The sequence below is a fragment of the Salmonella sp. 3C genome (genome assembly GCF_025426275.1).
GTDB classification, from domain to species: domain Bacteria; phylum Pseudomonadota; class Gammaproteobacteria; order Enterobacterales; family Enterobacteriaceae; genus Salmonella; species Salmonella enterica.
The window spans coordinates 2,206,220-2,228,147 of the sequence record NZ_CP104858.1; the positions used below are offsets into that span (position 1 = coordinate 2,206,220).

General features: G+C 52.6%; 17 protein-coding genes. 4 read left to right on the forward strand and 13 right to left on the reverse strand.

The window, feature by feature from the left end; translation table 11 throughout:
- Window positions 1–157: 157 nt before the first annotated feature.
- The 5 genes from N7E69_RS10395 to N7E69_RS10415 form a co-directional block, all read right to left on the reverse strand.
- Window positions 158–2,305: a formate dehydrogenase H subunit alpha, selenocysteine-containing gene (locus N7E69_RS10395; RefSeq protein ID WP_001575298.1), complete on the reverse strand. Its 2,148-nt coding sequence runs from the start codon at window positions 2,303–2,305 to the stop codon at window positions 158–160.
- A 365-nt stretch (window positions 2,306–2,670) separates the two neighbouring features.
- Window positions 2,671–3,579: a lipid A hydroxylase LpxO gene (gene lpxO / locus N7E69_RS10400; RefSeq protein WP_000457029.1), complete on the reverse strand. Its 909-nt coding sequence runs from the start codon at window positions 3,577–3,579 to the stop codon at window positions 2,671–2,673.
- A 257-nt stretch (window positions 3,580–3,836) separates the two neighbouring features.
- Complete coding sequence (phnO, locus tag N7E69_RS10405) at window positions 3,837–4,271, reverse strand: aminoalkylphosphonate N-acetyltransferase (protein ID WP_001674343.1); 435 nt, start codon at window positions 4,269–4,271, stop codon at window positions 3,837–3,839.
- A 151-nt stretch (window positions 4,272–4,422) separates the two neighbouring features.
- Window positions 4,423–4,866 (reverse strand): VOC family metalloprotein YjdN, encoded by a 444-nt coding sequence (yjdN, locus tag N7E69_RS10410; RefSeq protein WP_001131305.1) that lies wholly within the window; start codon window positions 4,864–4,866, stop codon window positions 4,423–4,425.
- A 119-nt stretch (window positions 4,867–4,985) separates the two neighbouring features.
- Entirely contained in the window at window positions 4,986–5,321 is a 336-nt protein-coding gene (locus N7E69_RS10415) for a zinc ribbon domain-containing protein YjdM (protein WP_000056482.1), read from the reverse strand.
- Between the two features lie 467 nt (window positions 5,322–5,788).
- Here N7E69_RS10415 and proP point away from each other — a divergent pair, with 467 nt between their 5' ends.
- The gene (proP, locus tag N7E69_RS10420) at window positions 5,789–7,291 is read left to right on the forward strand and encodes a glycine betaine/L-proline transporter ProP (RefSeq protein ID WP_261743244.1); all 1,503 of its coding nucleotides are present in this window, start codon (window positions 5,789–5,791) and stop codon (window positions 7,289–7,291) included.
- Between the two features lie 69 nt (window positions 7,292–7,360).
- A complete protein-coding gene (gene pmrR, locus N7E69_RS10425) occupies window positions 7,361–7,450 on the forward strand; it encodes an LpxT activity modulator PmrR (RefSeq protein ID WP_000844399.1) in 90 nt (29 codons plus the stop codon).
- Between the two features lie 7 nt (window positions 7,451–7,457).
- Here the strand turns inward: pmrR and pmrB are convergent, their stop codons facing one another.
- The 7 genes from pmrB to melR form a co-directional block, all read right to left on the reverse strand.
- Window positions 7,458–8,528 (reverse strand): two-component system sensor histidine kinase PmrB, encoded by a 1,071-nt coding sequence (gene pmrB / locus N7E69_RS10430; RefSeq protein WP_077906656.1) that lies wholly within the window; start codon window positions 8,526–8,528, stop codon window positions 7,458–7,460.
- A gap of 9 nt (window positions 8,529–8,537) precedes the next feature.
- Window positions 8,538–9,206, reverse strand: a complete 669-nt coding sequence (pmrA, locus tag N7E69_RS10435) for a two-component system response regulator PmrA (RefSeq protein ID WP_000697899.1) — start codon at window positions 9,204–9,206, stop codon at window positions 8,538–8,540.
- Complete coding sequence (eptA, locus tag N7E69_RS10440) at window positions 9,203–10,795, reverse strand: phosphoethanolamine transferase EptA (RefSeq protein ID WP_071591187.1); 1,593 nt, start codon at window positions 10,793–10,795, stop codon at window positions 9,203–9,205. Before eptA ends, pmrA begins: the two co-directional genes overlap by 4 nt.
- Window positions 10,796–10,979: 184 nt before the next feature.
- On the reverse strand, window positions 10,980–12,317 hold the full coding sequence (gene adiC / locus N7E69_RS10445; RefSeq protein WP_000093130.1) for an arginine/agmatine antiporter: 1,338 nt from the start codon (window positions 12,315–12,317) through the stop codon (window positions 10,980–10,982).
- 139 nt (window positions 12,318–12,456) lie between these two features.
- Window positions 12,457–13,218, reverse strand: coding sequence for an AraC family transcriptional regulator (locus N7E69_RS10450; protein ID WP_001217074.1), 762 nt, complete (start codon window positions 13,216–13,218; stop codon window positions 12,457–12,459).
- A 297-nt stretch (window positions 13,219–13,515) separates the two neighbouring features.
- Window positions 13,516–15,783, reverse strand: a complete 2,268-nt coding sequence (adiA, locus tag N7E69_RS10455) for an arginine decarboxylase (protein WP_001669297.1) — start codon at window positions 15,781–15,783, stop codon at window positions 13,516–13,518.
- 232 nt (window positions 15,784–16,015) lie between these two features.
- Window positions 16,016–16,948, reverse strand: a complete 933-nt coding sequence (melR, locus tag N7E69_RS10460) for a transcriptional regulator MelR (RefSeq protein ID WP_000106992.1) — start codon at window positions 16,946–16,948, stop codon at window positions 16,016–16,018.
- A gap of 268 nt (window positions 16,949–17,216) precedes the next feature.
- Between melR and melA the strand changes: the two genes are divergently transcribed.
- Both melA and melB read left to right on the forward strand, forming a co-directional pair.
- Window positions 17,217–18,572 (forward strand): alpha-galactosidase, encoded by a 1,356-nt coding sequence (gene melA / locus N7E69_RS10465; RefSeq protein WP_001520868.1) that lies wholly within the window; start codon window positions 17,217–17,219, stop codon window positions 18,570–18,572.
- 83 nt (window positions 18,573–18,655) lie between these two features.
- Window positions 18,656–20,086 carry a melibiose:sodium transporter MelB gene (gene melB / locus N7E69_RS10470; protein WP_000028070.1) on the forward strand — a complete coding sequence of 477 codons (1,431 nt, stop codon included), beginning with the start codon at window positions 18,656–18,658 and terminating at the stop codon, window positions 20,084–20,086.
- A 101-nt stretch (window positions 20,087–20,187) separates the two neighbouring features.
- Here the strand turns inward: melB and fumA are convergent, their stop codons facing one another.
- Window positions 20,188–21,834 carry a class I fumarate hydratase FumA gene (gene fumA, locus N7E69_RS10475; RefSeq protein ID WP_000037191.1) on the reverse strand — a complete coding sequence of 549 codons (1,647 nt, stop codon included), beginning with the start codon at window positions 21,832–21,834 and terminating at the stop codon, window positions 20,188–20,190.
- Window positions 21,835–21,928 lie beyond the last annotated feature (94 nt).

Sequence of the window (21,928 nt, forward strand, 5' to 3'; positions counted from 1 at the left end):
ACGGAAAAGACAGTATAAAGAGATCGTATGGATAAAAAAACAGCCTCCGGACGGAGGCTGTTATAGGGAAAATGCCTGATGGCGATGCTAATGCATCTTATCAGGCCTACAGTAGACGCAGGCCGAATAAAGCATTCTGATGCCGCCATCCGGCAGATCAACCCATTGCGCTTTCGCGCAGGCGGGTTTTCAGCTTGTTGTACTCATCAATCACATACTGCTCGGCGGCTCGCTGATCGGCGATCGGCTCAACGCGTACGGCGCAGTATTTGTACTCCGGCGTTTTGGTAATCGGGCTGAGGTTTTCAGTCACCAGCTCGTTACAGGCGCCAATCCACCACTGGTAGGTCATGTAAATCGCCCCTTTGTTCGGGCGATCGCTGACCTGCGCGCGGGTGATGATTTTACCTTTGCGCGAATGAACCCACACCAGCGCTTCATCTTCAATGCCCAGACGCGCGGCGTCGGCGGTATTGATTTGCGCATAGCCCGGTTCATCGGCCAGCGCGGCCAGCGCCGCACAGTTACCGGTCATTGAGCGGCAGGAGTAGTGGCCGACTTCGCGCACCGTCGACAGTACCAGCGGGTACTCTTCGGTGAGTTTATCGATAGGCGCTACCCAGTCGCAGGTGAAGAACTGCGCCAGACCGTTGGGGGTATCGAACTTCTCTTTAAAGAGGTACGAGGTTCCCTGATCGGCATCCGACGTGTCGCGGCACGGCCACTGGATATAGCCCAGCTCGCCCATTTTCTCGTAAGTGGCACCGTAGAAATCCGGGCACAGATGACGCAACTCATCCCAGATCTCCTGGGTGTTGTTGTAGTGCATCGGATAGCCCATCCGGGTGGCTATTTCACTGATAATCTGCCAGTCGGTTTTCAGGTCCCACTTCGGCTCAACGGCTTTAAAGAAGCGCTGGAAGCCACGGTCAGCCGCAGAGAAGACGCCTTCATGCTCGCCCCAGGAGGTGGAGGGTAAAATCACATCCGCCGCCGACGCGGTTTTGGTCATGAAGATATCCTGCACGATGACCAGTTCCAGATCCTCAAACGCTTTACGTACCGCAGAGAGTTCCGCATCGGTTTGCAGCGGATCTTCACCCATAATGTACGCCGCGCGCACTTCGCCATGCGCCGCACGGTGCGGCAGCTCGCTGATGCGATAGCCGGTATGCGCAGGCAGACTTTCTACGCCCCAGGCTTTAGCGAACTTCTCGCGGTTTTCCGGGAACTTAACGTACTGGTAGCCTGGATAAGTATCCGGGAGCGCGCCCATATCGCACGCGCCCTGAACGTTGTTCTGGCCGCGAACCGGGTTAACGCCCGCGCTTGGCTTGCCGAGGTTGCCGGTCAGCATCGCGAGGCTGGTCAGTGAACGCACGGTTTCCACACCCTGATAGAACTGGGTGACGCCCATACCCCACAAGATCGCTGCGCTTTTCGCGCTGGCATACATCCGCGCCGCCTGACGAATTTCCTGTGCGCTCACGCCAGTGATCTCTTCGACGGACTCCGGCGTATAGCCTTCGACAATCTTACTGTACTCTTCAAAACCTTCGGTACGGCTGGCGACAAACGCTTTGTCGTACAGGTTTTCTTCAATAATGACATGCCCCATGGCGTTGAGCAGCGCGATATTCGAGCCGTTTTTCAACGCGATATGCATGTCGGCAATGCGCGCGGTTTCAATTTTGCGCGGATCGCAGACGATAATTTTCGCCCCGTTGCGTTTAGCGTTAATCACATGATTCGCCACGATAGGGTGGGAATCTGCCGGGTTATACCCGAAGACGAACACTAAATCAGTGTTATCAATTTCATTGATAGCATTACTCATTGCGCCGTTACCGACCGATTGGTGCAGACCTGCAACCGATGGGCCGTGTCAGACGCGAGCGCAGCAGTCAACGTTATTGGTACCAATAACGGCGCGTGCGAATTTTTGCATCACATAGTTGGTTTCATTTCCGGTACCGCGAGAGGAGCCGGTTGTCTGGATTGCATCCGGACCGTACTTCGCTTTGATGGCGCTCAAACGTTCAGCGACGTAATTGAGCGCTTCATCCCAGGAAACAGATTCCAGTTTGCCGCCACGCTGGCGACGGATCATTGGGGTTTTCAGGCGCGGGGTCAGGATCTGGGTATCATTAATAAAATCCCAGCCGTAGTAGCCCTTCAGACACAGGGTACCCTGGTTGGTTTTCCCCTGCGCCGCCTCAGCCCGGACGATTTTGCCGTTATCGACCACCAGATTGATTTTGCAACCTGATGCGCAATACGGGCAAACCGTGACGACTTTTTTCATCGGTTTCGCTCCAGTTAATCAAATCGCGCATACGCGCTGTCGCCCTCAGTATGCATGTTTTATGCCACTTTTTTAGTATGGGCTTTCCCTGATATTACGGGCGAATTTTGCTCAAAACCCTGACGAAAAACAGGCTATCGTCAGTTTTGACGTGTCGAAAGAAAATGCCGCATGACATTTATTATGGGGAGAAACGCGGAGCGCAGGCCAGATAAGGCGGAGCCGCCATCCGGCAATCGACTCTGCCTGAAGTGGGGGTTTTTAATAAATTATCCGGATGGATGGACTCAAGGCCAGGGAACGCTTTGAGACTAACGCCAGGATAGAACAGGCCGCGGCAGGCAGTTTCATACCGCGGCCCGGCTTCAGAGGAGGCTGAAAAGGATTATCGCGGCAAAAATAGCGGCAATAACGAGATATTTCAGCGCGTAATAGAGAGTGCGGTTTTTCTTTTTCAGCCGTTGCCCGGCATCGCGTGCTGCATGAACGTATTTAAAGATGCGATTAATCGCACCGGTGCGATCGTTCTCGTCGTTTGGCGAACTGGCGGCGGACATCAACGATGCGCCGACCCAGTGGTTTACGCTCTGCGCCCAGCGCCATTTCATTGGACGCTCAATATCGCAAAAGAGGATAATACGCGTCTGCTCAGTTTTATTTTCCGCCCAATGAACGTAGGTTTCGTCGAAGATGACGGCTTCGCCGTCGCGCCAGCTATGGCGCTGTCGATCAACTTCAATAAAACAGCGGTCGTCATTCGGTGTGCTTAATCCAAGATGGTAACGTACTGAACCGGCATAGGGGTCGCGATGTTTTCCCAGATAGGCTCCGGGAGGCAACTCGGCGAACATCGCCGCTTTGATAGAGGGGATGCTGTTGACCAGCTTTGTCGTTATCGGGCATAACGTTTCCGCCGACGGGTGGGCATCGGAATACCATTTAAGGTAAAACCGTTTCCAGCCGCGCTTGAAAAAGGTGTTGAATCCGGCGTCGTTATTGGCCTGCGCGGCTTTTATGTGATGCTGAAGCCGTAGCGCCTCTTCACGAATCACCTGCCAGTTTTCCGTCAGCTTCTGCAGCTCTGGAAATGCCGTGGTATCAAAGTACGGCTGCTTTGCCGGTAACGTTGAGAAGCGAGTCATGAACATATTGATCGGCGCCATAAACGTCGAGTGGTCAAAGAGTTGACGGGAAAGTTTTTGTTTTTCCACACCGCGTGAATGCGCATAAATGACGCTGATAATAAAAATACCGATAATGATTGCTGCGAACATAACGTCACTGTCCTTCTAAGAAAACCTCATCCCGGGATTTTCAGGCAACCCTCCCGGTGATGCCAAAGAGAAAAGTGTAGTTCGTTGACAATAAATTTACATTTCTACAACTTAAAAGGGCCATTTTTGCTAAAGAAGCGAGTCAGCCCGTTTAACCTTTATCCAGGCTTGCCGACAGTAGAATTGAGATGGCTCCGCTACTTCACCCGGTGACGGCTGATTACGTTATGCCTTATCTCCTGATGACGGCTGCCCGATCACAATGCTTTGGTAAACCGAAAATGACTTTGCTTGTAACCTTCGCGAAGATAAAAACGGTGTGCATCGCGGCGTTTAATATTTGTGGAAAGCTCCGTTAGCTCGGCACCAGCCTGACGTGCTTCTTCTTCTGCCCAGGCCAGAAGCTGACTGCCAATTTTTTGTCCCCGCATCGGCGGTAATACCACCAGCTCCTGAATTTCGCCAATCCAGTTGGCATGATGGAGATGAAACTGCATATGCAGGCTGATCATGCCGACTACCTCTCCGTTGCGTAGCGCTAAACGATAATGAAGGTTGGGGTCCAGTAAATTAGCGGCGAACCCATCCCTGAAAGCCTGATAATCAAGCTCCTTTTTAAGTAACTCACAGATAAGCGCGTAAACAGAATCGGTATCCTCTGTTGTCGCGTGGCGTAATTCACAGACTGGCATAATGTCCTCCTGACGCTTCATCAGGATCAACCATCTTTCGCCAGACTGTAGCAAACTACCGTCATTATTTATTCTATGGCAGCTAAACGGCGGATAACGTGCAGCCAAAGATCACTCTGATGGCAAGGGGGAGGGCGAGCCTCCCGGGGAGTTAGGTGGCAGGCTGATGTTTAACCACGTTAATCATCCACGGCACCCCGAAACGATCGCTGACCTTGCCGAAACCCTGCGCCCAGAAGGTCTCCTGCCAGTCCATTTCGATTTGCCCTTGTGCGGCAAGGTTATCAAACCAGCGCTTCCCTTCTGCTACATCCTGGGTATCAAGCACCAGCGTAAAGCCGGAATAATGCGCCGTTCCCGACGGGCTGGCATCACTCATCATGATATCGCTGCCGGCAATGCGCATGTTGGCGTGGGCGATAGCAGTATCGGGAAAGCGCATTCCTGACGGGCAGCCCTCTTCGTTATCCGCCGCCGAGGGGGGCATTTCACCGAAGCTGAGTTTATAAAGCAGTTCTGCGCCTAACGTTTGTTGATAATACGCGATGGCGTCGGCACAGTTGCCGGCAAAAGAGAGATAGGGACTTAACGGCATGATGGTTACCTCAGGTAAGAGATGCTCGTTAAGTGTAGTTCGAAATTGGCACAATATTGTCGGTGGCAGGGCCGCTCAGGCCCGGTAAGCGAGGCGCTACCGGGCAATGACACGGTAAATCAGTTCTTTTTCACGAACTCGGATTTCAGTTTCATCGGGCCAAAACCATCGATTTTGCAGTCGATGTTATGGTCGCCTTCAACCAGACGAATGTTCTTCACTTTGGTGCCGATTTTCAGCATGGAAGAGCTGCCTTTTACTTTCAGATCTTTCACGATGGTGACGCTATCGCCGTCCGCCAGCAGGTTGCCGTTGGCGTCTTTGACAATCAGCTCATCGCTCTCCTGAGCGGGTTCCGCATCGTTCCATTCGTGAGCGCATTCCGGGCAGATGAACATGCCGTTATCTTCGTAGGTATATTCGGAGTTACATTGCGGGCAGTGGGGTAATGACATGTTGGTATCCTCAAAAAGTCAGCGGGGGCAAACGCGCCCAAAAATGGCAGATCGCCGAAAAAGGCCGCAATTATACACAAAATCCTTAGCGTTGTCGGGACTATTGCCGCTTTTATAAAAGGGTCTGCGCCACGCCAGTCAGCAATGGTTTACACTCGAATAACCGCTTTTTTACTGTCACCACAGCGCATTAGGGCGTCCTTATTTACACCTTTTGACCGAATTGACATATATGTGTGAAGTTGATCACATATTTAAACCCTGTTAGGGTAAAAAGGTCATTAACTGCCCATTCAGGCGTCAACAGGTTCGGTTGTACAGTCCGTAACCGGACAGTGTAAGTAAACCTGCTACGCTTGTATGAGGGATAGCGTTCGCGCCCCTCCCTCCGCTCGACGGCGACGCTGGCGCGGTATGCCAGTGCCCGCCGTATATAGCGCTACAGGGCTTAGCCTATGAGGACAGCTATGCTGAAAAGGAAAAAAATAAAACCGATTACACTGGGCGATGTGACCATCATTGATGATGGTAAACTTCGCAAAGCGATTACCGCCGCCTCGCTGGGCAACGCGATGGAGTGGTTTGATTTTGGTGTTTATGGATTTGTTGCCTACGCGTTGGGTAAAGTCTTTTTCCCCGGCGCCGATCCCAGCGTCCAGATGATTGCCGCGCTGGCCACGTTTTCCGTTCCCTTCCTGATTCGTCCGCTCGGCGGGTTATTCTTTGGTATGCTCGGCGATAAATACGGGCGCCAGAAGATCCTGGCGATCACGATTGTGATTATGTCGATCAGTACCTTCTGTATCGGGTTAATCCCCTCTTACGCGACGATCGGTATCTGGGCGCCAATACTGTTGTTGCTGTGTAAAATGGCGCAGGGCTTCTCGGTTGGCGGGGAATATACCGGCGCGTCGATCTTTGTCGCGGAATATTCGCCGGATCGTAAACGCGGATTTATGGGAAGCTGGCTGGATTTTGGTTCCATCGCCGGGTTCGTGCTGGGCGCGGGCGTGGTGGTCTTAATCTCGACGATTGTCGGCGAGGAGAATTTCCTGGAGTGGGGCTGGCGTATTCCGTTCTTTATCGCCCTGCCATTGGGAATTATTGGTCTCTACTTACGCCATGCGCTGGAAGAGACGCCAGCGTTTCAGCAGCACGTGGATAAACTGGAGCAGGGCGACCGCGAAGGGTTGCAGGATGGGCCGAAAGTCTCCTTTAAAGAGATTGCCACCAAACACTGGCGTAGCCTGTTGTCATGTATCGGTCTGGTGATTGCCACCAACGTGACCTACTACATGCTGCTCACCTACATGCCGAGCTACCTGTCGCATAACCTGCACTATTCTGAAGATCACGGCGTGTTGATTATCATCGCCATTATGATCGGGATGCTGTTTGTGCAGCCGGTGATGGGGCTGCTGAGCGATCGTTTCGGTCGTCGTCCGTTTGTGATTATGGGCAGCATTGCGCTGTTCGCGCTGGCGATCCCGGCCTTCATCCTGATTAACAGTAACGTTATTGGCCTGATTTTTGCCGGTTTGTTGATGCTGGCGGTGATTCTGAACTGCTTTACCGGGGTGATGGCCTCGACATTGCCGGCGATGTTTCCGACGCATATTCGTTACAGCGCGCTGGCGGCGGCTTTTAATATCTCTGTATTGATTGCCGGTCTGACGCCAACGCTGGCGGCCTGGCTGGTGGAAAGCTCGCAGGATCTGATGATGCTGGCGTATTATTTGATGGTCATCGCGGTGATAGGCTTGATTACCGGTATTTCCATGAAAGAAACGGCCAATCGTCCGTTAAAAGGCGCAACGCCAGCGGCGTCGGACATCCAGGAAGCGAAGGAAATTCTGGGCGAGCATTACGATAATATTGAGCAGAAAATCGACGACATCGATCAGGAAATTGCGGAGCTGCAGGTCAAACGTTCGCGTCTGGTACAGCAACATCCGCGTATCGATGAATAAATTTCGCGCTTAAGGTTCGCTTAATCTCTCGCGGGCATACTCTCCTCCATACCTTTGGAGGAGAGCGTCATGAAAAGCTATATTTATAAAAGTTTGACGACCCTGTGTAGTGTGCTGATTGTCAGCAGTTTTATCTATGTGTGGGTCACGACGTATTAAACGCCTGTTATGCCTTTTTCAACAGCACCCAGGCACGGGTGCCTGTTCTTTCCGTACGGTTTTGCAGGAAAAACTGTCCCTGATGTAGTTGGGTGATGCGGCTGACGATACTCAGCCCCAGGCCAATTCCGCCATAACGGCTGTCCATCCGCACGAACGCTTCGCTTAGCTTCCCGCATTTGCTTTCATCAATACCCGGCCCCTCGTCTTCGACCGCCATAATAGCGTCGGGGTCGGCGCTAATGTGGATAGTGATATGGGTTCCTTCAGGGCTATAGCGATGCGCGTTTTCCACCAGATTTCGCAACAGCATACGCAGTAATGTCGCGTCACCGCGCACCACCACGTCCGCCGCGCTTTCCGGCAGCAACAGAGTTTGCTGGCGCGTTTCCAGCATGGTGTTCAGCTCATCGTAGGAGGGGAGGATCACATCTTCCAGCAGTTTTACTTCCTGATAATTCCCGGAAGAGAATGACTGGCCCACGCGCGCCAGTTGCAGAAGCTGGGAGACGCTATCCATCATCTGGTCAAGACGGGCGATAAGCGGCGCGACATCAACATTGTGGGTTTTTGACAATAATTCCAGATGCAAACGCACCCCCGACAGCGGCGTGCGTAGCTCATGGGCCACATCGGCGGTAAAAAGGCGTTCATTGTCGAGCGTGGTGGTCAAACGCGTAACCAGTTGATTGATCGCCGAGACGACGGACTCAATCTCAAGCGTGGAGCTGTGAATGGCGATCGGCGCCAGATTATCCGCCGTCCGCGCTTCCAGCTCTTTTTGCAGTTCGGCGAGCGGACGGGTAATACGCCGTACCGCCTGGTAACAAATTAGCAGCGTCAGGCTAACCATAAATACGCCGGGGACGATCAGGCTGGCGACCGCCTCGCGAATTTCGTGCATGATATGGCGATCGTTATTGCGATTATCCCGCAGCGCCTGCTCGAACAATTGGATTTGCTCAGTGCTTTCATGCCATAACCAGAAGGTACTGATTAACTGGAACACCAGCAGAATAAGACCAATTGTCAGCATTAAACGCTGGCGAAGGGGCATCGCTCTTCGCTGAAAACGCATCAGGCTCACTTAGCTTTCCTCAGTGGCAACCAGCATGTAGCCAAACCCGCGAACCGTGCGAATGCGCGACTTGCCGACTTTGTCGCGCAAATTATGTATATGCACTTCCAGAGTGTTGGTCGAGGGTTCGTTATCCCAGTTGTAGATATCGTTATAAAGAATTTCCCGGTGCACCGGACTGCCTGCCTTGAGCATCAACCGTGAGAGCAACGCGTACTCCTTAGGCGTCAGGGTCAGTTCCTGTCCATCCCTCCATGCCTGATGGCGGCCTATATTGAGCGTCAGATTGCCAACCGTCAGTTCACTTTCACCCTGGTTATTATGGCGGCGCAGCAGCGCGCGGATGCGGGCGTGCAACTCCTCCAGGGCGAAGGGTTTAACCAGATAATCATCTGCGCCGACATCCAGCCCGGTAATGCGGTCATTGAGCGTATCGCGGGCGGTCAGAATGAGTACCGGCAGGGTATATTTTTTCTGTCGGATTCGCGTCAGGAAATGCAGACCATCCTCATCGGGCAGCCCTAAATCCAGCACCATCAGACTGTAATGACCAGACTCCAGACTATGCTCGGCGGCACGCGCTGTCGAAACGCCATCACACGCATAGCCTTCGGTTTGCGCGGCGAGTATTAACCCCTGTAATAATAGCGTGTCGTCTTCAACAATCAGTATCTTCATTCGCTTAGTCTCCTGCACGGTTGCAGAATATCATCTGCGGCCTGGTAATACGTCGTTTGTACGCCGGTTAATCCCAGCATGGTTGAGAAAAGATTGTCCTGTGAATAATCCAGCGTGCTCGCCCGTTTTTGCAGGCAGGCCTGATCCACCTGATAACGGTGTTGATAATCTTTAGAAAGCCAAATGAGCATCGGGACATGTTTTTGCGTATCCGGCGCAATGGAATACGGCAAACCGTGTAAATAAACGCCATTTTCACCCAATGATTCGCCGTGATCGGAAAGATAGACCAGGCTGGTGGTGAATTTATCCTGATGAGATTTCAGCAGGTTAATGGCTTTATCTACAATATAGTCCACGTACAGCACGGTATTATCATAGGTGTTGATCAACTGCTGTTGGGAACAGTTCTGAATTTCGTTAGTGTCACAGGTTGGGGTAAATTTTTTAAACTGCGGTGGATAACGGTTGTAATAGGTTGGGCCGTGGCTGCCGATGGTATGTAATACAATAACGCCATCGCCTTTCAAATGGTCGATATAGTCTTCCAGACCGTGAAATAACACTTCATCGTAGCACTCGCCGTCGATACATTGTCCGGGCAGGTTTAGCTCGGTGACATTTTGATGCGGAACGCGATCGCATGCGCCTTTACAGCCGCCGTCATTATCATTCCACAGTACGTTAATCCCCGCGCGCTGGATAATATCCAGTAGCCCTTCCTGGTGATGCGCCAGCTCTTCGTCATAATGTTTGCGCGGCATATCAGAAAACATGCAGGGAACGGAGATCGCGGTCGCCGTACCGCAAGAGGTGGTATGCGGGAAATAGATCACATCGTCTTTCGCCAGCCGCGGATTGGTGTCGCGCGGATAGCCGCCAAGAGAGAAATCATCGCCGCGCGAGGTTTCGCCAACGATGAGAATCGTCAGGTTTTTGCGATCGCCTTTCAGCATTAATGGATTGCGATGGGCATCCTCGCCAATGCGTACCAGCGGCAAATTCGCCAGCCGTTGATGCGAATACCATGACCAACTGGCGACAATACTGTTCGATGGGCTTAACGCTTTGATCAACTGTTTATTATTTCGAAATAACGAGGCGTAATCTTTATAGAAAAAGGCGGCGACCAGAATAACTAATAAAATAGAGATCAGGACGCTGGCCAGGCGGTAAAGCCCGCTACGTAAGCGCGGCGTCGCCGGACGGATTTTGACCCAGAAGGCAATCACGGCTGCCAGAACGCCGCTTAATCCCAGCGTCAGCACCATTTGCGGCGTCATCAGCGCAAAGGTTTCCGCGGGCGTGGTATCCATCATATTGGCGATCATGGAGCGATCGATGATGATGCCGTAAGTCAAAATAAAATACTGCGCGGCAGCGCCGACCAGAATAAAAACGCAGGCCAGCAGTCGGTTTAGCCAAATAAATGAGGCCAGCGTCAGCACACTATTGACCACGCTAAACGCGACGACCGGCATGGAAATAAACACCAGCACATTGCGCAGCGAGTTTAACGGTAGGTCTTGTAGTACCTGCTTGTAGAACGCAATGTTCAGGCAGACGGCAATATAAAAGGAAAAAAGCAGAAGCTAGGCGATTTGCCCAAGAACAGGTCTTTTAAGAAAGCGCTTTAACATGTTGATGCGTCCATCGATTCGGTGACGCTAATCGTGACAAAGTAAAATTAAGTGAACCTTAAGAACTTAATGTTGGTGGCGGCCGGATAACCTGCGCTATCCGGCCTGTTGCGATAACATTAACTACACGTGGTCAATCCTGTTTAACCGGCGCATCCAGCGGATACGGGTTTTTGTGAATGCGGTTGTAGTTCAACGCATACAGCGCGGTGATCACCATCAACGTGACGAACGACCACATCACTTCTTTGGCGCCGGAACCGATGACCGCCCAGATGCAATACACAAACGCGACGAAGGTAATCAGCAGATACAGCGGGCGCGCTTTACCAAAGTGACCGTGGCCCAATAGCAACAGCGCGGCACAGGTGTAAAGATAAGGCACCAGGGTGAAGATAACCGACACGGAGGAGACCAGACCAAACTCTTTCGCGGCGTTCGGCGACATACTGCTGAACTGGAAGATAGTCATCAGCACGCCGACGATAAGCAACCCAGCCACTGGCGTACCGGCTTTATTAACCCGCGCGAAGATTGGCGGGAAGAGACCATCGTCCGCCGCCGCTTTTGCGGTTTGACCGGCAAGCAGCGTCCAGCCGCCGAGAGAGCCCAGGCAGCCTGCTGCCGCACAGAAGGAAACAATAGCCCCTGCGGTATCGCCCAGCGCCATACGCGCCGCGTCACCGAAAGGCGATGCCGACACGCGCAGCGCCGCGTTGGGGATCATCCCCATAATCGCCGTTGTGGAGAGCACATAGCAGACGGCGGCGATCAGTACCCCGCCGATGGTGGCGATAGGCACGTTGCGTTTCGGGTTTTTGACCACACCGGCCGCAACGGAGGCGCTTTCTACCCCGATGAATGACCATAGCGTGACGTTCAACGTGCTTTGAATCGCGCCGAAGGTATTCATGCCGCTCACGTTCCAGGCCGCCATATAGGTTTCGCCTTTAAACCAGAACCAGCCGAAGACCGCAATCCCTACGATAGGCACCAGCGCCAGTACGGTGGCGACGGCCTGTACGCGGGTAATCATTTTCGGCCCGACGATGTTCAGCAGCACAAAAATCCACAGCACCGCGACGCAGGTAAGCGTTAATACCAGTGGATCTTTCAGAATTGGGAAGAAATAGCTCAGATAGCCGACGCCGATAACGACCATCGCGATATTACCGATCCAGCATGCCAGCCAGTACAGCACGTTCGTTTGATAGCCCAAAAACGGCCCGAAGCAGCGGCGTGCGTAGGCATAGGAACCGCCGGGACTGGGATCTAAGGACGACATTTTGGCATAAACCATCGACAGCGCCAGGGCGCCGATGATAGTGACCAGCCATCCGTAGATTGCAATCCCGCCAGTGGCCGCCAGGTTAGCAGGGAGTAAGAATACCCCTGAACCCATAATATTCCCCGATACCATTAAGGTGACGGGGATTAGGCCCACTTTGTGAGCATCAGCATCCGAAGACATAATTTGGACTCCTGAAAAGGTGACTTCGTTACGATAAATTACGTCGTATCATACCCCCTCAGAATGCCGCTGAATTATGTCGGAGACGGGTTATCGCCAATGCTGCTATTATCGTGTCTTATCGTTGAGTGTAGAAAAATTAGGCAGCCGATCGTTCCCGATGTTGGCTAACATAATGCAGGGGGGTCATACCATAAAACTCTTTAAACACGGAAATAAAGTACGATGTGCTGTTATACCCACACAGCTGTGAGACTTGAGAGATATTCTTTCCGTCCATTAATAATTGGTTTACGGCATAACGCATTCGGCAGGTCGTGATTATTTGGCTATAACTGGTATTCTCGTTTTTGAGCTTTTTCTTTAACAAGCTTGGACTCAGGCACAGGCAACTGGCAACGGCGCTCAGATTCCAGTCTTTATGAATATCGCTCTGAATGATGTGGTAAACGCTGTCACTGATGCGGCTGCGCAGCATGTGCATTAACAAAGAAATAAATTTTTTGTGGTCAAGAAAGCGGGATAAAACGGTGAAAAGGAGCGCACGGGTACGTTCACTAACAATTTCATCCGGTGCTTCCATCGCGCTGTAGCGGGCGGCGACCCTGAAGATATCCGGCGTCAGACAGTTGGCGGTCAATAAGGGATCGGCGTTGCGTTGCCAGACGGGAAGGTGTGAGAGATCTTTATTCAGGAATTGTAAATAGTCTTTAATATTATTGCGACTCACTTGTATTACTAGCACGCTATTTAATGATGAAATGTCAATAACGTTATTTTCACAAGCCAGAATGGCCATATGATTCGCTTTTAAGCTGATTGGCTCCTTACCATTTACTCGTAACCATGTATCTTTTTCGGTTAATAACACTATGCAAGGTTCGTTGCTGCAAATCCTCATACCCGAACTCCTGGAATATGAACATAAAAGACCGGATCTCGCCAAACGGGAGAGATAACGGGGACTGAGTCAATTGTGTGATGAATTGAAACTGCACTAAAATAACTTTCCTGAATAATATTACAATATTTGTACGATGAATTAGGGTGTACAAAAAGTTGTACGCGAGTGGAAACTTGTCATTTTTGTATAAAAAAAGCGCGGGATGGGGCCCGCGCAAAAAGGTATGACAGTATTATTGTTTTGCAGCAATACTCAGGGAATACATGCCATCCTCAAAAAAAAGACTCTTTGTGATTAGGCTTTCACGCACATAACGTGATATACGCCATCAATAATTTCCGTGCCTTCGGTTTCATGCTCAAAGCCAGGGAAGTGATGATCCCAAGATTGCAGTGAGCGTAAGTAACCCACCTGCGGACTGTTTTCATCGCCAAAGTTTTCGCCGGAGAGCAGCATCGGGATGCCTGGCGGGTAAGGAATAACGGAGTTCGCCGCAATGCGACCCGGTAGATTTTCAATCGCCACCATTTCAATATTGTTGTTCACAATCGCGTTGTAGGCGTCGCGCGGGGTAATCTCCGCAACCGGCAGGGTGGAATAGGCGGCGTTGAGACGGGCGCCCGGGTTATTTTTACGTAGCCAGGCAAACATTTTATCGCCCAGGTCATGAATACCCATGTTCGCGTAAGTGTCAGGATAATCCTGCACCAGTTCCGGCATCACCTGCGCCAGCGGCGTATTAGCGTCGTAATGATGTTTGAAGGAGCACAGCGTGTTGATCAGCGTTCCCCATTTCCCGCGAGTTACCCCCATAGAGAACAGGAACATAATCTGAAAGTCGGTGGTGCGGGTCGGCACGATACCGTGGCGGCCAAGCCATGCTGTGACCAGCGCAGCGGGTACGCCGGATGCTTCCAGTTCGCCATCGTCGCCCATACCCGGCGCCAGGATACTGACTTTAATCGGGTCCAGCATACTCCAGTTATCCGGCAGGTCTTTAAAGCCGTGCCAGGTTTCCCCGGGGCGCATGACCCAGCAGTTCTGGTCGGTGGCTAGCAGTTTTGCCGGCGCGTCGGCGAAGTCATATGTTTTACCGGTTTGTGGATCGGTGACGACGTCTTTATTCCACGGTTTAAAGAACCAGTCGCCTTCATCGGTAAACTCTTTATAAAGACGCGCCATCGCCTGACGGAAATCAACCGCTTCGTCAATCACCTCTTGAGTCAGGGACAGGCCGCTGTTACCGTCCATCATCGATACCGCCACATCGTTGGATGCGCAGATGGCATATAACGGAGAGGTGGTGGCATGCATCATATATGCCTGGTTGAAGCGGGAGAAATTCACCGCGCCACGGCCTTCACGGACGTGAATGTAGGAAGCTTGTGAAAGCGCATTCAGTAGTTTGTGCGTGGAGTGGGTGGCAAACACGGTCGGACCGTTATGGTCGCCTGGCTCGCCGCGCATCGCGTAGTGATCGCAATAAATCGGGTTGAAGCGCGCATAGCCGTACCATGCTTCGTCGAAGTGAATGCGATCGCTGGTTTTTGCCAGCAGATCCTGCGCCTCTTTGGCGTTATAGCATACGCCGTCATAGGTACAGTTGGTCACTACGCTGTAAGACGGTTTCTGTCCGGCTTTAGTTTTGGTCAGTGGGCTGGCGCTGATTTTTTTCTGCAAGGTTTCAGGCTGCATTTCCTGCGGGTAGATTGGCCCGATAATGCCGTAACGGTTACGGCTTGGCACCATATATACCGGTTTGGCCCCAGTGAGGATCAGCCCCTGCTCGATGGATTTATGGCAGTTACGATCCAGTACAACGACATCATTATCCGTCATACAGGCCTGCATAATAGTACGGTTAGAACCGGAGGTCCCGACAACCACGGACCAGGAGCGGTCAGCACCGAATACGCGGGCGGCGTTTTTCTCGCTTTCGCCAAACGCGCCGGTATGGTCGAGGAGTGAACCGAGCGTGGTACGCTCAATCCCCATATCGCTGCGGAACAGGTTTTCGCCATAATAATCGTGATAAAAGCGACCGGCAGGCGTTTTAGTGAAACCGACGCCGCCCTGGTGTCCCGGCGCCGCCCATGAATATTCATGAATGTCGCTGTATTTCATCAACGCGTTAAACAGCGGCGGTAACAGTTGCTGGCGATACCGGGTCATGGCGGCAACGGCGCGTCCGGCGATAAAGTCAGCGGTGTCTTCCAGAATCCAGGCGAATTCATCGACAAGCTCCAGCAGGTCGCGGTCCAGCGATGCCGTCGCTTTTTCCCTGTCGCCTAACAGGAAAACGGGCACGTTTTGCTGACGCTCGTGAAGCTTACCGATCAATTGCCTGACGCTCAGGTGCTCATCCGGTTGTTCCATTTGGTAGCTAAACATCAGACAGTCAATGGCTTCGTTCGCGGACAAGATGGCATAGCCGTCATCGAAGGATGTCGATTTAATGACGGTAACATTTTGTTGGCTCAAGGCATCTGCCAGACGCTCAACCGCGTTGCCAACCCAGGTGTCCTGATGCAGAAACTCACTTTCAACAATTAATACTTTCATCATCTTTTACCCGGTTGTGGAGGCCGTGCAATTTACGCCTTGCCGACCCGCCGTATGAATGTGACGTGGGCAAGTATTACCCCGTCAAATAGGGGGTGTAAAGTGATGGAATAATGGTCGGTTATTGATATTATTGTTTAATAAACAATGGGTTAATTATTGATATCGAGCGATTTCACCTGCCGTTTATCGACAGGTGAATTATTTTTTTGGCTGATAGTGGTATCCGGCTTTAGCCGGGCATCGTCTGGCGTCGTTGCTGACTTAGCTTGCGGTATTGTTGCGGCGACATACCGACAAATTTGCTAAAAGTACTGTAAAAACGGCTGCTGGATCGGAACCCGGCAGTCAGAGCGACATCGAGGATCGTTTTGTCAGTATCGCTCAATAAGGCACGTACGTGATTGATGCGCATCGCCGTGATGTACTGCTTCATCGTCAATTGCATAACCCGCTGGAATATTCCCATCGCGTAATTAGCATTGAGTTTGACATGCTCCGCGACGTCGTTAATGGTGAGCGCCTGATCGTAGTTATCGGCAATAAATCCCAGCATCTGGCTTACGTAAAACTGCGCATGGCGTGAGACGCTATTCTTGTGGGTGCGTGATGTTTTATTGAGCAAAATGGGTTGCCAGCCGGAAAGGCTAAAGCGTTTAAGCATCAGGCCGATTTCATCGATCGCCAACTGGCGAATTTGCTCATTCGGGCTGCTTGTTTCCTGCTGCCAGCGCAACACTTCAAAGGTGCTAAGCTGCTGGGTCGCCAGTGATTTAACCACCATCCCGTGCGTGACGTGGTTGATAAGATCGCGATCCAGCGGCCAGGAGAGAAACAGGTGCATCGGCAAACTGAAAATCGCCATCTGGCGGCAGTTGCCGGGGCGGGTAAGCTGGTGTGGCGTACAGGCCCAAAACAGGGTGATATGCCCCTGCTTTATCTGCACGACTTCATTGTTGATTAAATACTCCACATCGCCGTCAAACGGAACATTCACTTCTACTTGCCCATGCCAGTGACTGCTGGCCATTCTGTGCGGCGGCCTCAGTTCAACGTCCAGTCGTTGATATTCGGAATAGAGCGACAGCGGGCTACGGGTTTGCTTTTCATCGCCGTTGCACATGTGCGGGTCGGGCGGGAGGAGGGATATTGCTTGCGTACTCATCGTCACTCCATTTCCTGAATTATCAGAATTATGCCCCTTTAGCCGGGAGGAAACCGGGAATCCGGACACAGAATCCGTCGATATTGTAGAGCGTAGCCTGACTATCAGGCCGAATACTCTGCTTTTTACGCCATTTTGTCCCAAAAACTCAGATCTCCCGCGCGCCAGCATACGATCTGAGTTTTCGGGAATGCTCATCGGGGAAGACGGAGGTTTTCACCGGGAACGCGTGCCACCATGAAGGTGTTCACTACTGTTCTGGAGAGTCATGATGACGGCACCCAAAATTACCTTTATCGGCGCAGGTTCTACGATTTTCGTCAAAAATATCCTCGGCGATGTGTTTCACCGCGAGGCGCTAAAGTCAGCGCATGTCGCCCTGATGGATATTGACGAAACCCGGCTGGAAGAGTCGCACATTGTGGTACGGAAACTGATGGACTCAGCGGGCGCTTCTGGCCGGATTACCTGCCATACCAACCAGAAAGCGGCGCTACAGGATGCGGATTTCGTGGTGGTCGCCTTTCAGATTGGCGGCTATGAACCCTGCACCGTGACCGATTTTGAGGTTTGTAAGCGTCATGGCCTGGAACAGACGATCGCCGATACGCTGGGGCCGGGCGGCATCATGCGCGCGCTGCGGACCATCCCGCATCTGTGGCGGATTTGCGAAGACATGACGGAAGTCTGTCCGAAGGCCACCATGCTCAATTACGTCAACCCGATGGCGATGAATACCTGGGCGATGTATGCCCGTTATCCGCATATCAAACAGGTCGGCCTGTGCCATTCGGTACAGGGAACGGCGGAAGAACTGGCGCGCGACCTGAATATCGATCCCACCTCGCTGCGCTACCGCTGCGCCGGCATTAACCACATGGCGTTTTACCTCGAACTGGAGCGCAAAACGGCTGACGGGACTTATGTCAATCTCTATCCTGAATTGCTGGCGGCCTATGACGCCGGACAGGCGCCGAAGCCCAATATTCACGGCAATGAACGCTGCCAGAACATCGTGCGCTATGAGATGTTCAAAAAGTTGGGCTACTTCGTCACTGAGTCATCAGAGCATTTTGCCGAGTACACGCCGTGGTTTATTAAACCGGGACGCGAGGATCTGATTGCGCGCTACAAGGTGCCGCTGGATGAATATCCGAAACGCTGCGTAGAACAACTGGCGAACTGGCATAAAGAGCTGGAGGAGTATAAAACCGCCGAGCGTATCGACATCAAACCGTCCCGCGAGTACGCCAGCACCATTATGAACGCTCTGTGGACCGGCGAGCCGAGCGTGATTTACGGCAATGTGCGTAACGAGGGGCTGATTGATAACCTGCCGCAGGGAAGCTGCGTGGAAGTGGCTTGTCTGGTGGATGCCAACGGCATTCAACCGACGAAGGTGGGGACGATCCCTTCCCATCTGGCGGCGATGATGCAGACCAACATCAACGTGCAAACGCTGTTGACCGAAGCCATCCTCACGGAAAACCGCGATCGCGTGTATCACGCGGCGATGATGGACCCTCATACCGCAGCGGTGCTGGGTATCGAAGAAATCTATGCGTTGGTTGACGATCTGATCGCCGCGCATGGCGACTGGCTTCCGGCCTGGTTACGCCGTTAATCTCCAGCCGCGCTGGACGGCAGATCCGGCGTTTAACCTCTACTAACAGAAGGCGGGCGCTGGTAACAGCGACCCGGTACCCTATGAGCATCTCTCTGACAACAAAGCTGAGTTACGGGTTCGGTGCGTTTGGTAAGGATTTCGCCATCGGCATTGTGTATATGTACCTGATGTATTACTACACCGATGTGGTGGGACTTTCGGTCGGCCTCGTCGGCACCCTCTTTCTGGTCGCGCGAATCTGGGATGCGATAAACGATCCCATCATGGGCTGGATTGTCAACGCCACGCGTTCGCGGTGGGGGAAATTTAAGCCGTGGATATTGATCGGCACCTTAACCAATTCGCTGGTGCTTTTCCTGCTGTTCAGCGCCCATCTTTTTGAGGGAACCGCGCAGGTTGTATTTGTCTGCGTAACCTACATCCTGTGGGGCATGACGTATACCATTATGGATATCCCATTTTGGTCGCTGGTGCCGACCATTACGCTTGATAAGCGAGAACGCGAACAACTGGTGCCGTTCCCGCGTTTCTTCGCCAGTCTGGCTGGCTTCGTCACTGCCGGTATAACGCTGCCGTTTGTGAACTACGTTGGTGGAGCGGATCGTGGGTTCGGCTTTCAGATGTTTACGCTGGTACTGATTGCGTTTTTTATCGCCTCGACTATCGTGACATTACGCAACGTACATGAGGTGTACTCCTCCGACAACGGTGTAACGGCGGGCCGCCCACATCTGACGTTAAAAACGATCGTTGGATTGATATACAAAAACGATCAGCTCTCTTGCCTGTTGGGAATGGCGCTGGCGTATAACATTGCCTCCAATATTATCAATGGCTTTGCGATCTACTACTTCACCTATGTGATTGGCGATGCCGATCTTTTTCCCTATTACCTTTCTTACGCCGGCGCGGCGAATCTGCTGACGCTGATTGTCTTCCCCCGGCTGGTGAAAATGTTATCGCGGCGGATATTGTGGGCGGGCGCCTCCGTGATGCCCGTTCTGAGTTGCGCAGGGCTCTTCGCGATGGCGTTGGCGGATGTCCATAATGCCGCTTTAATCGTGGCGGCGGGTATTTTCCTGAATATCGGGACCGCGCTCTTTTGGGTGCTTCAGGTGATCATGGTGGCGGATACGGTCGATTATGGGGAATTTAAGCTCAATATTCGCTGCGAGAGTATCGCTTATTCCGTACAGACGATGGTCGTGAAGGGCGGCTCGGCGTTTGCGGCGTTCTTTATCGCTTTGGTGCTGGGGCTGATTGGCTACACGCCGAACGTGGCGCAGTCTGCGCAAACCCTGCAGGGGATGCAGTTTATTATGATTGTCCTGCCGGTACTGTTTTTCATGATGACGTTGGTTCTCTACTTCCGCTACTACCGTTTGAACGGCGATATGCTGCGCAAGATTCAGATCCACCTGCTGGATAAATACCGGAAAACGCCGCCATTCGTCGAACAGCCGGATAGCCCGGCGATTTCTGTGGTAGCGACCAGCGATGTAAAAGCGTGAGCATGTTCTCTCGTGCGTGCAGGCCGGATAAGCCGGATAAGCGTAGCGCCATCCGGCAATTAACCGATAACGCGGCCCGGGAGAACGCCGGGCCTGCCAGGTTATTTCGCGCAGTTAGCGCACTGTTTGCTGACAATCTGCTGGAAGAAATCGTTGCCTTTGTCATCCACCAGGATAAAGGCCGGGAAATCTTCTACTTCAATTTTCCAGATAGCTTCCATGCCGAGTTCCGGATACTCGACGCACTCCAGATGCTTAATGCTCTGCTGTGCCAGTACCGCCGCCGGGCCGCCGATACTGCCCAAATAAAAGCCGCCATGTTTTTTACAGGCATCCGTGACCTGCTGACTACGGTTGCCTTTCGCCAGCATGATCATACTGCCGCCGTGGGATTGCAGTAGATCGACATAAGAGTCCATTCGGCCTGCGGTGGTGGGGCCTAATGAACCAGATGGATAACCTGCCGGGGTTTTTGCCGGACCTGCGTAATAGATGGGATGGTCTTTAATATACTGCGGCAGGTCTTCGCCGGATTCAATACGCTCTTTTAGCTTCGCGTGGGCGATATCGCGACCTACGATAATGGTGCCCGTCAGCGACAGGCGAGTCGAGACCGGGTACTGCGATAGCTGGGCGAGGATCTCTTTCATCGAACGGTTGAGATCGACTTTCACCGCGTCGCCTTCGCCCGCCTGACGCAGCGCTGGCGGAATATACTGGCCCGGATTGTGTTCCAGTTTTTCGATCCAGATGCCTTCGCGGTTGATTTTCGCTTTGATGTTACGGTCGGCCGAGCAGGAGACGCCCATCCCCACCGGACAGGAAGCGCCGTGACGCGGCAGGCGAATTACGCGAATATCGTGGGCGAAATATTTCCCGCCGAACTGGGCGCCGAGGCCAAGTTTTTGCGCTTCTTCCAGCAGTTCCTGTTCCAGGCGGAGATCGCGGAATGCCTGGCCGTGCTCGTTACCTTCCGTCGGCAGCGCGTCGTAATAGTGGGTGCTGGCGAGCTTAACGGTTTTCAGCGTGCTTTCCGCCGAGGTGCCGCCAATGACAAAGGCGATATGGTATGGCGGACAGGCTGCGGTGCCCAGCGTGCGCATTTTCTCAACGAGGAAGTTTTTCAGCTTGCCTGGGGTGAGCAGCGCTTTGGTCTCCTGATAGAGATACGTTTTGTTTGCTGAACCGCCGCCTTTCGCCACGCAAAGGAACTTGTACTCGTCGCCATCGACGGCATAGAGATCGATTTGCGCTGGCAGGTTGCTGCCGGTATTGACCTCTTTGTACATATCCAGCGGTGCGTTCTGCGAGTAGCGCAGGTTATCTTCGATATAGGTATTAAACACGCCTTTGGAGAGCGCGGCTTCATCGCCGCCGCCCGTCCAGACGCGTTGGCCTTTTTTACCCATGATAATCGCCGTGCCGGTATCCTGGCAGGTCGGCAGAATGCCTTTGGCGGCGATTTCGGAGTTTCTCAGGAATTGCAACGCCACATATTTGTCGTTTTCGCTGGCTTCGGGGTCATGGAGAATGGCGGCGACTTGCTGCTGGTGTTCAGGACGGAGCATAAAAGACGCATCATGGAAGGCCTGCTGAGCCAGCAACGTTAACGCCTGCGGCTCAACGTTGAGGATAGATTCTCCGTTGAATTCACTGACGCTGACATAATCGGAGGTGAGCAGATAATACTCTGTTTTGTCCTCTCCCATCGGGAAAGGCGCCTGATAGATAAACTCTTTTTTCGACATGTGCTTCCAGCCTAATAGTAAGAAAATGTATTAAGAACCTCATGGGCCAGGCTCTAAGTCGCGCGCCGCGCATAACCGGGCGGCGCGCGCGGCC

What these genes read in the sequence shown, in the direction of transcription:
- phnO (WP_001674343.1), bottom strand. Translation starts at nt 4,271, where the DNA reads ATGCCAGTCTGTGAATTACGCCACGCGACAACAGAGGATACCGATTCT.
- N7E69_RS10415 (WP_000056482.1), bottom strand. Translation starts at nt 5,321, where the DNA reads ATGTCATTACCCCACTGCCCGCAATGTAACTCCGAATATACCTACGAA.
- melB (WP_000028070.1), top strand. Translation starts at nt 18,656, where the DNA reads ATGAGCATCTCTCTGACAACAAAGCTGAGTTACGGGTTCGGTGCGTTT.
- melR (WP_000106992.1), bottom strand. Translation starts at nt 16,948, where the DNA reads ATGAGTACGCAAGCAATATCCCTCCTCCCGCCCGACCCGCACATGTGC.
- pmrA (WP_000697899.1), bottom strand. Translation starts at nt 9,206, where the DNA reads ATGAAGATACTGATTGTTGAAGACGACACGCTATTATTACAGGGGTTA.
- adiC (WP_000093130.1), bottom strand. Translation starts at nt 12,317, where the DNA reads ATGTCTTCGGATGCTGATGCTCACAAAGTGGGCCTAATCCCCGTCACC.
- lpxO (WP_000457029.1), bottom strand. Translation starts at nt 3,579, where the DNA reads ATGTTCGCAGCAATCATTATCGGTATTTTTATTATCAGCGTCATTTAT.
- N7E69_RS10450 (WP_001217074.1), bottom strand. Translation starts at nt 13,218, where the DNA reads ATGAGGATTTGCAGCAACGAACCTTGCATAGTGTTATTAACCGAAAAA.
- yjdN (WP_001131305.1), bottom strand. Translation starts at nt 4,866, where the DNA reads ATGCCGTTAAGTCCCTATCTCTCTTTTGCCGGCAACTGTGCCGACGCC.
- fumA (WP_000037191.1), bottom strand. Translation starts at nt 21,834, where the DNA reads ATGTCGAAAAAAGAGTTTATCTATCAGGCGCCTTTCCCGATGGGAGAG.
- pmrR (WP_000844399.1), top strand. Translation starts at nt 7,361, where the DNA reads ATGAAAAGCTATATTTATAAAAGTTTGACGACCCTGTGTAGTGTGCTG.
- proP (WP_261743244.1), top strand. Translation starts at nt 5,789, where the DNA reads ATGCTGAAAAGGAAAAAAATAAAACCGATTACACTGGGCGATGTGACC.
- adiA (WP_001669297.1), bottom strand. Translation starts at nt 15,783, where the DNA reads ATGAAAGTATTAATTGTTGAAAGTGAGTTTCTGCATCAGGACACCTGG.
- pmrB (WP_077906656.1), bottom strand. Translation starts at nt 8,528, where the DNA reads ATGCGTTTTCAGCGAAGAGCGATGCCCCTTCGCCAGCGTTTAATGCTG.
- melA (WP_001520868.1), top strand. Translation starts at nt 17,217, where the DNA reads ATGATGACGGCACCCAAAATTACCTTTATCGGCGCAGGTTCTACGATT.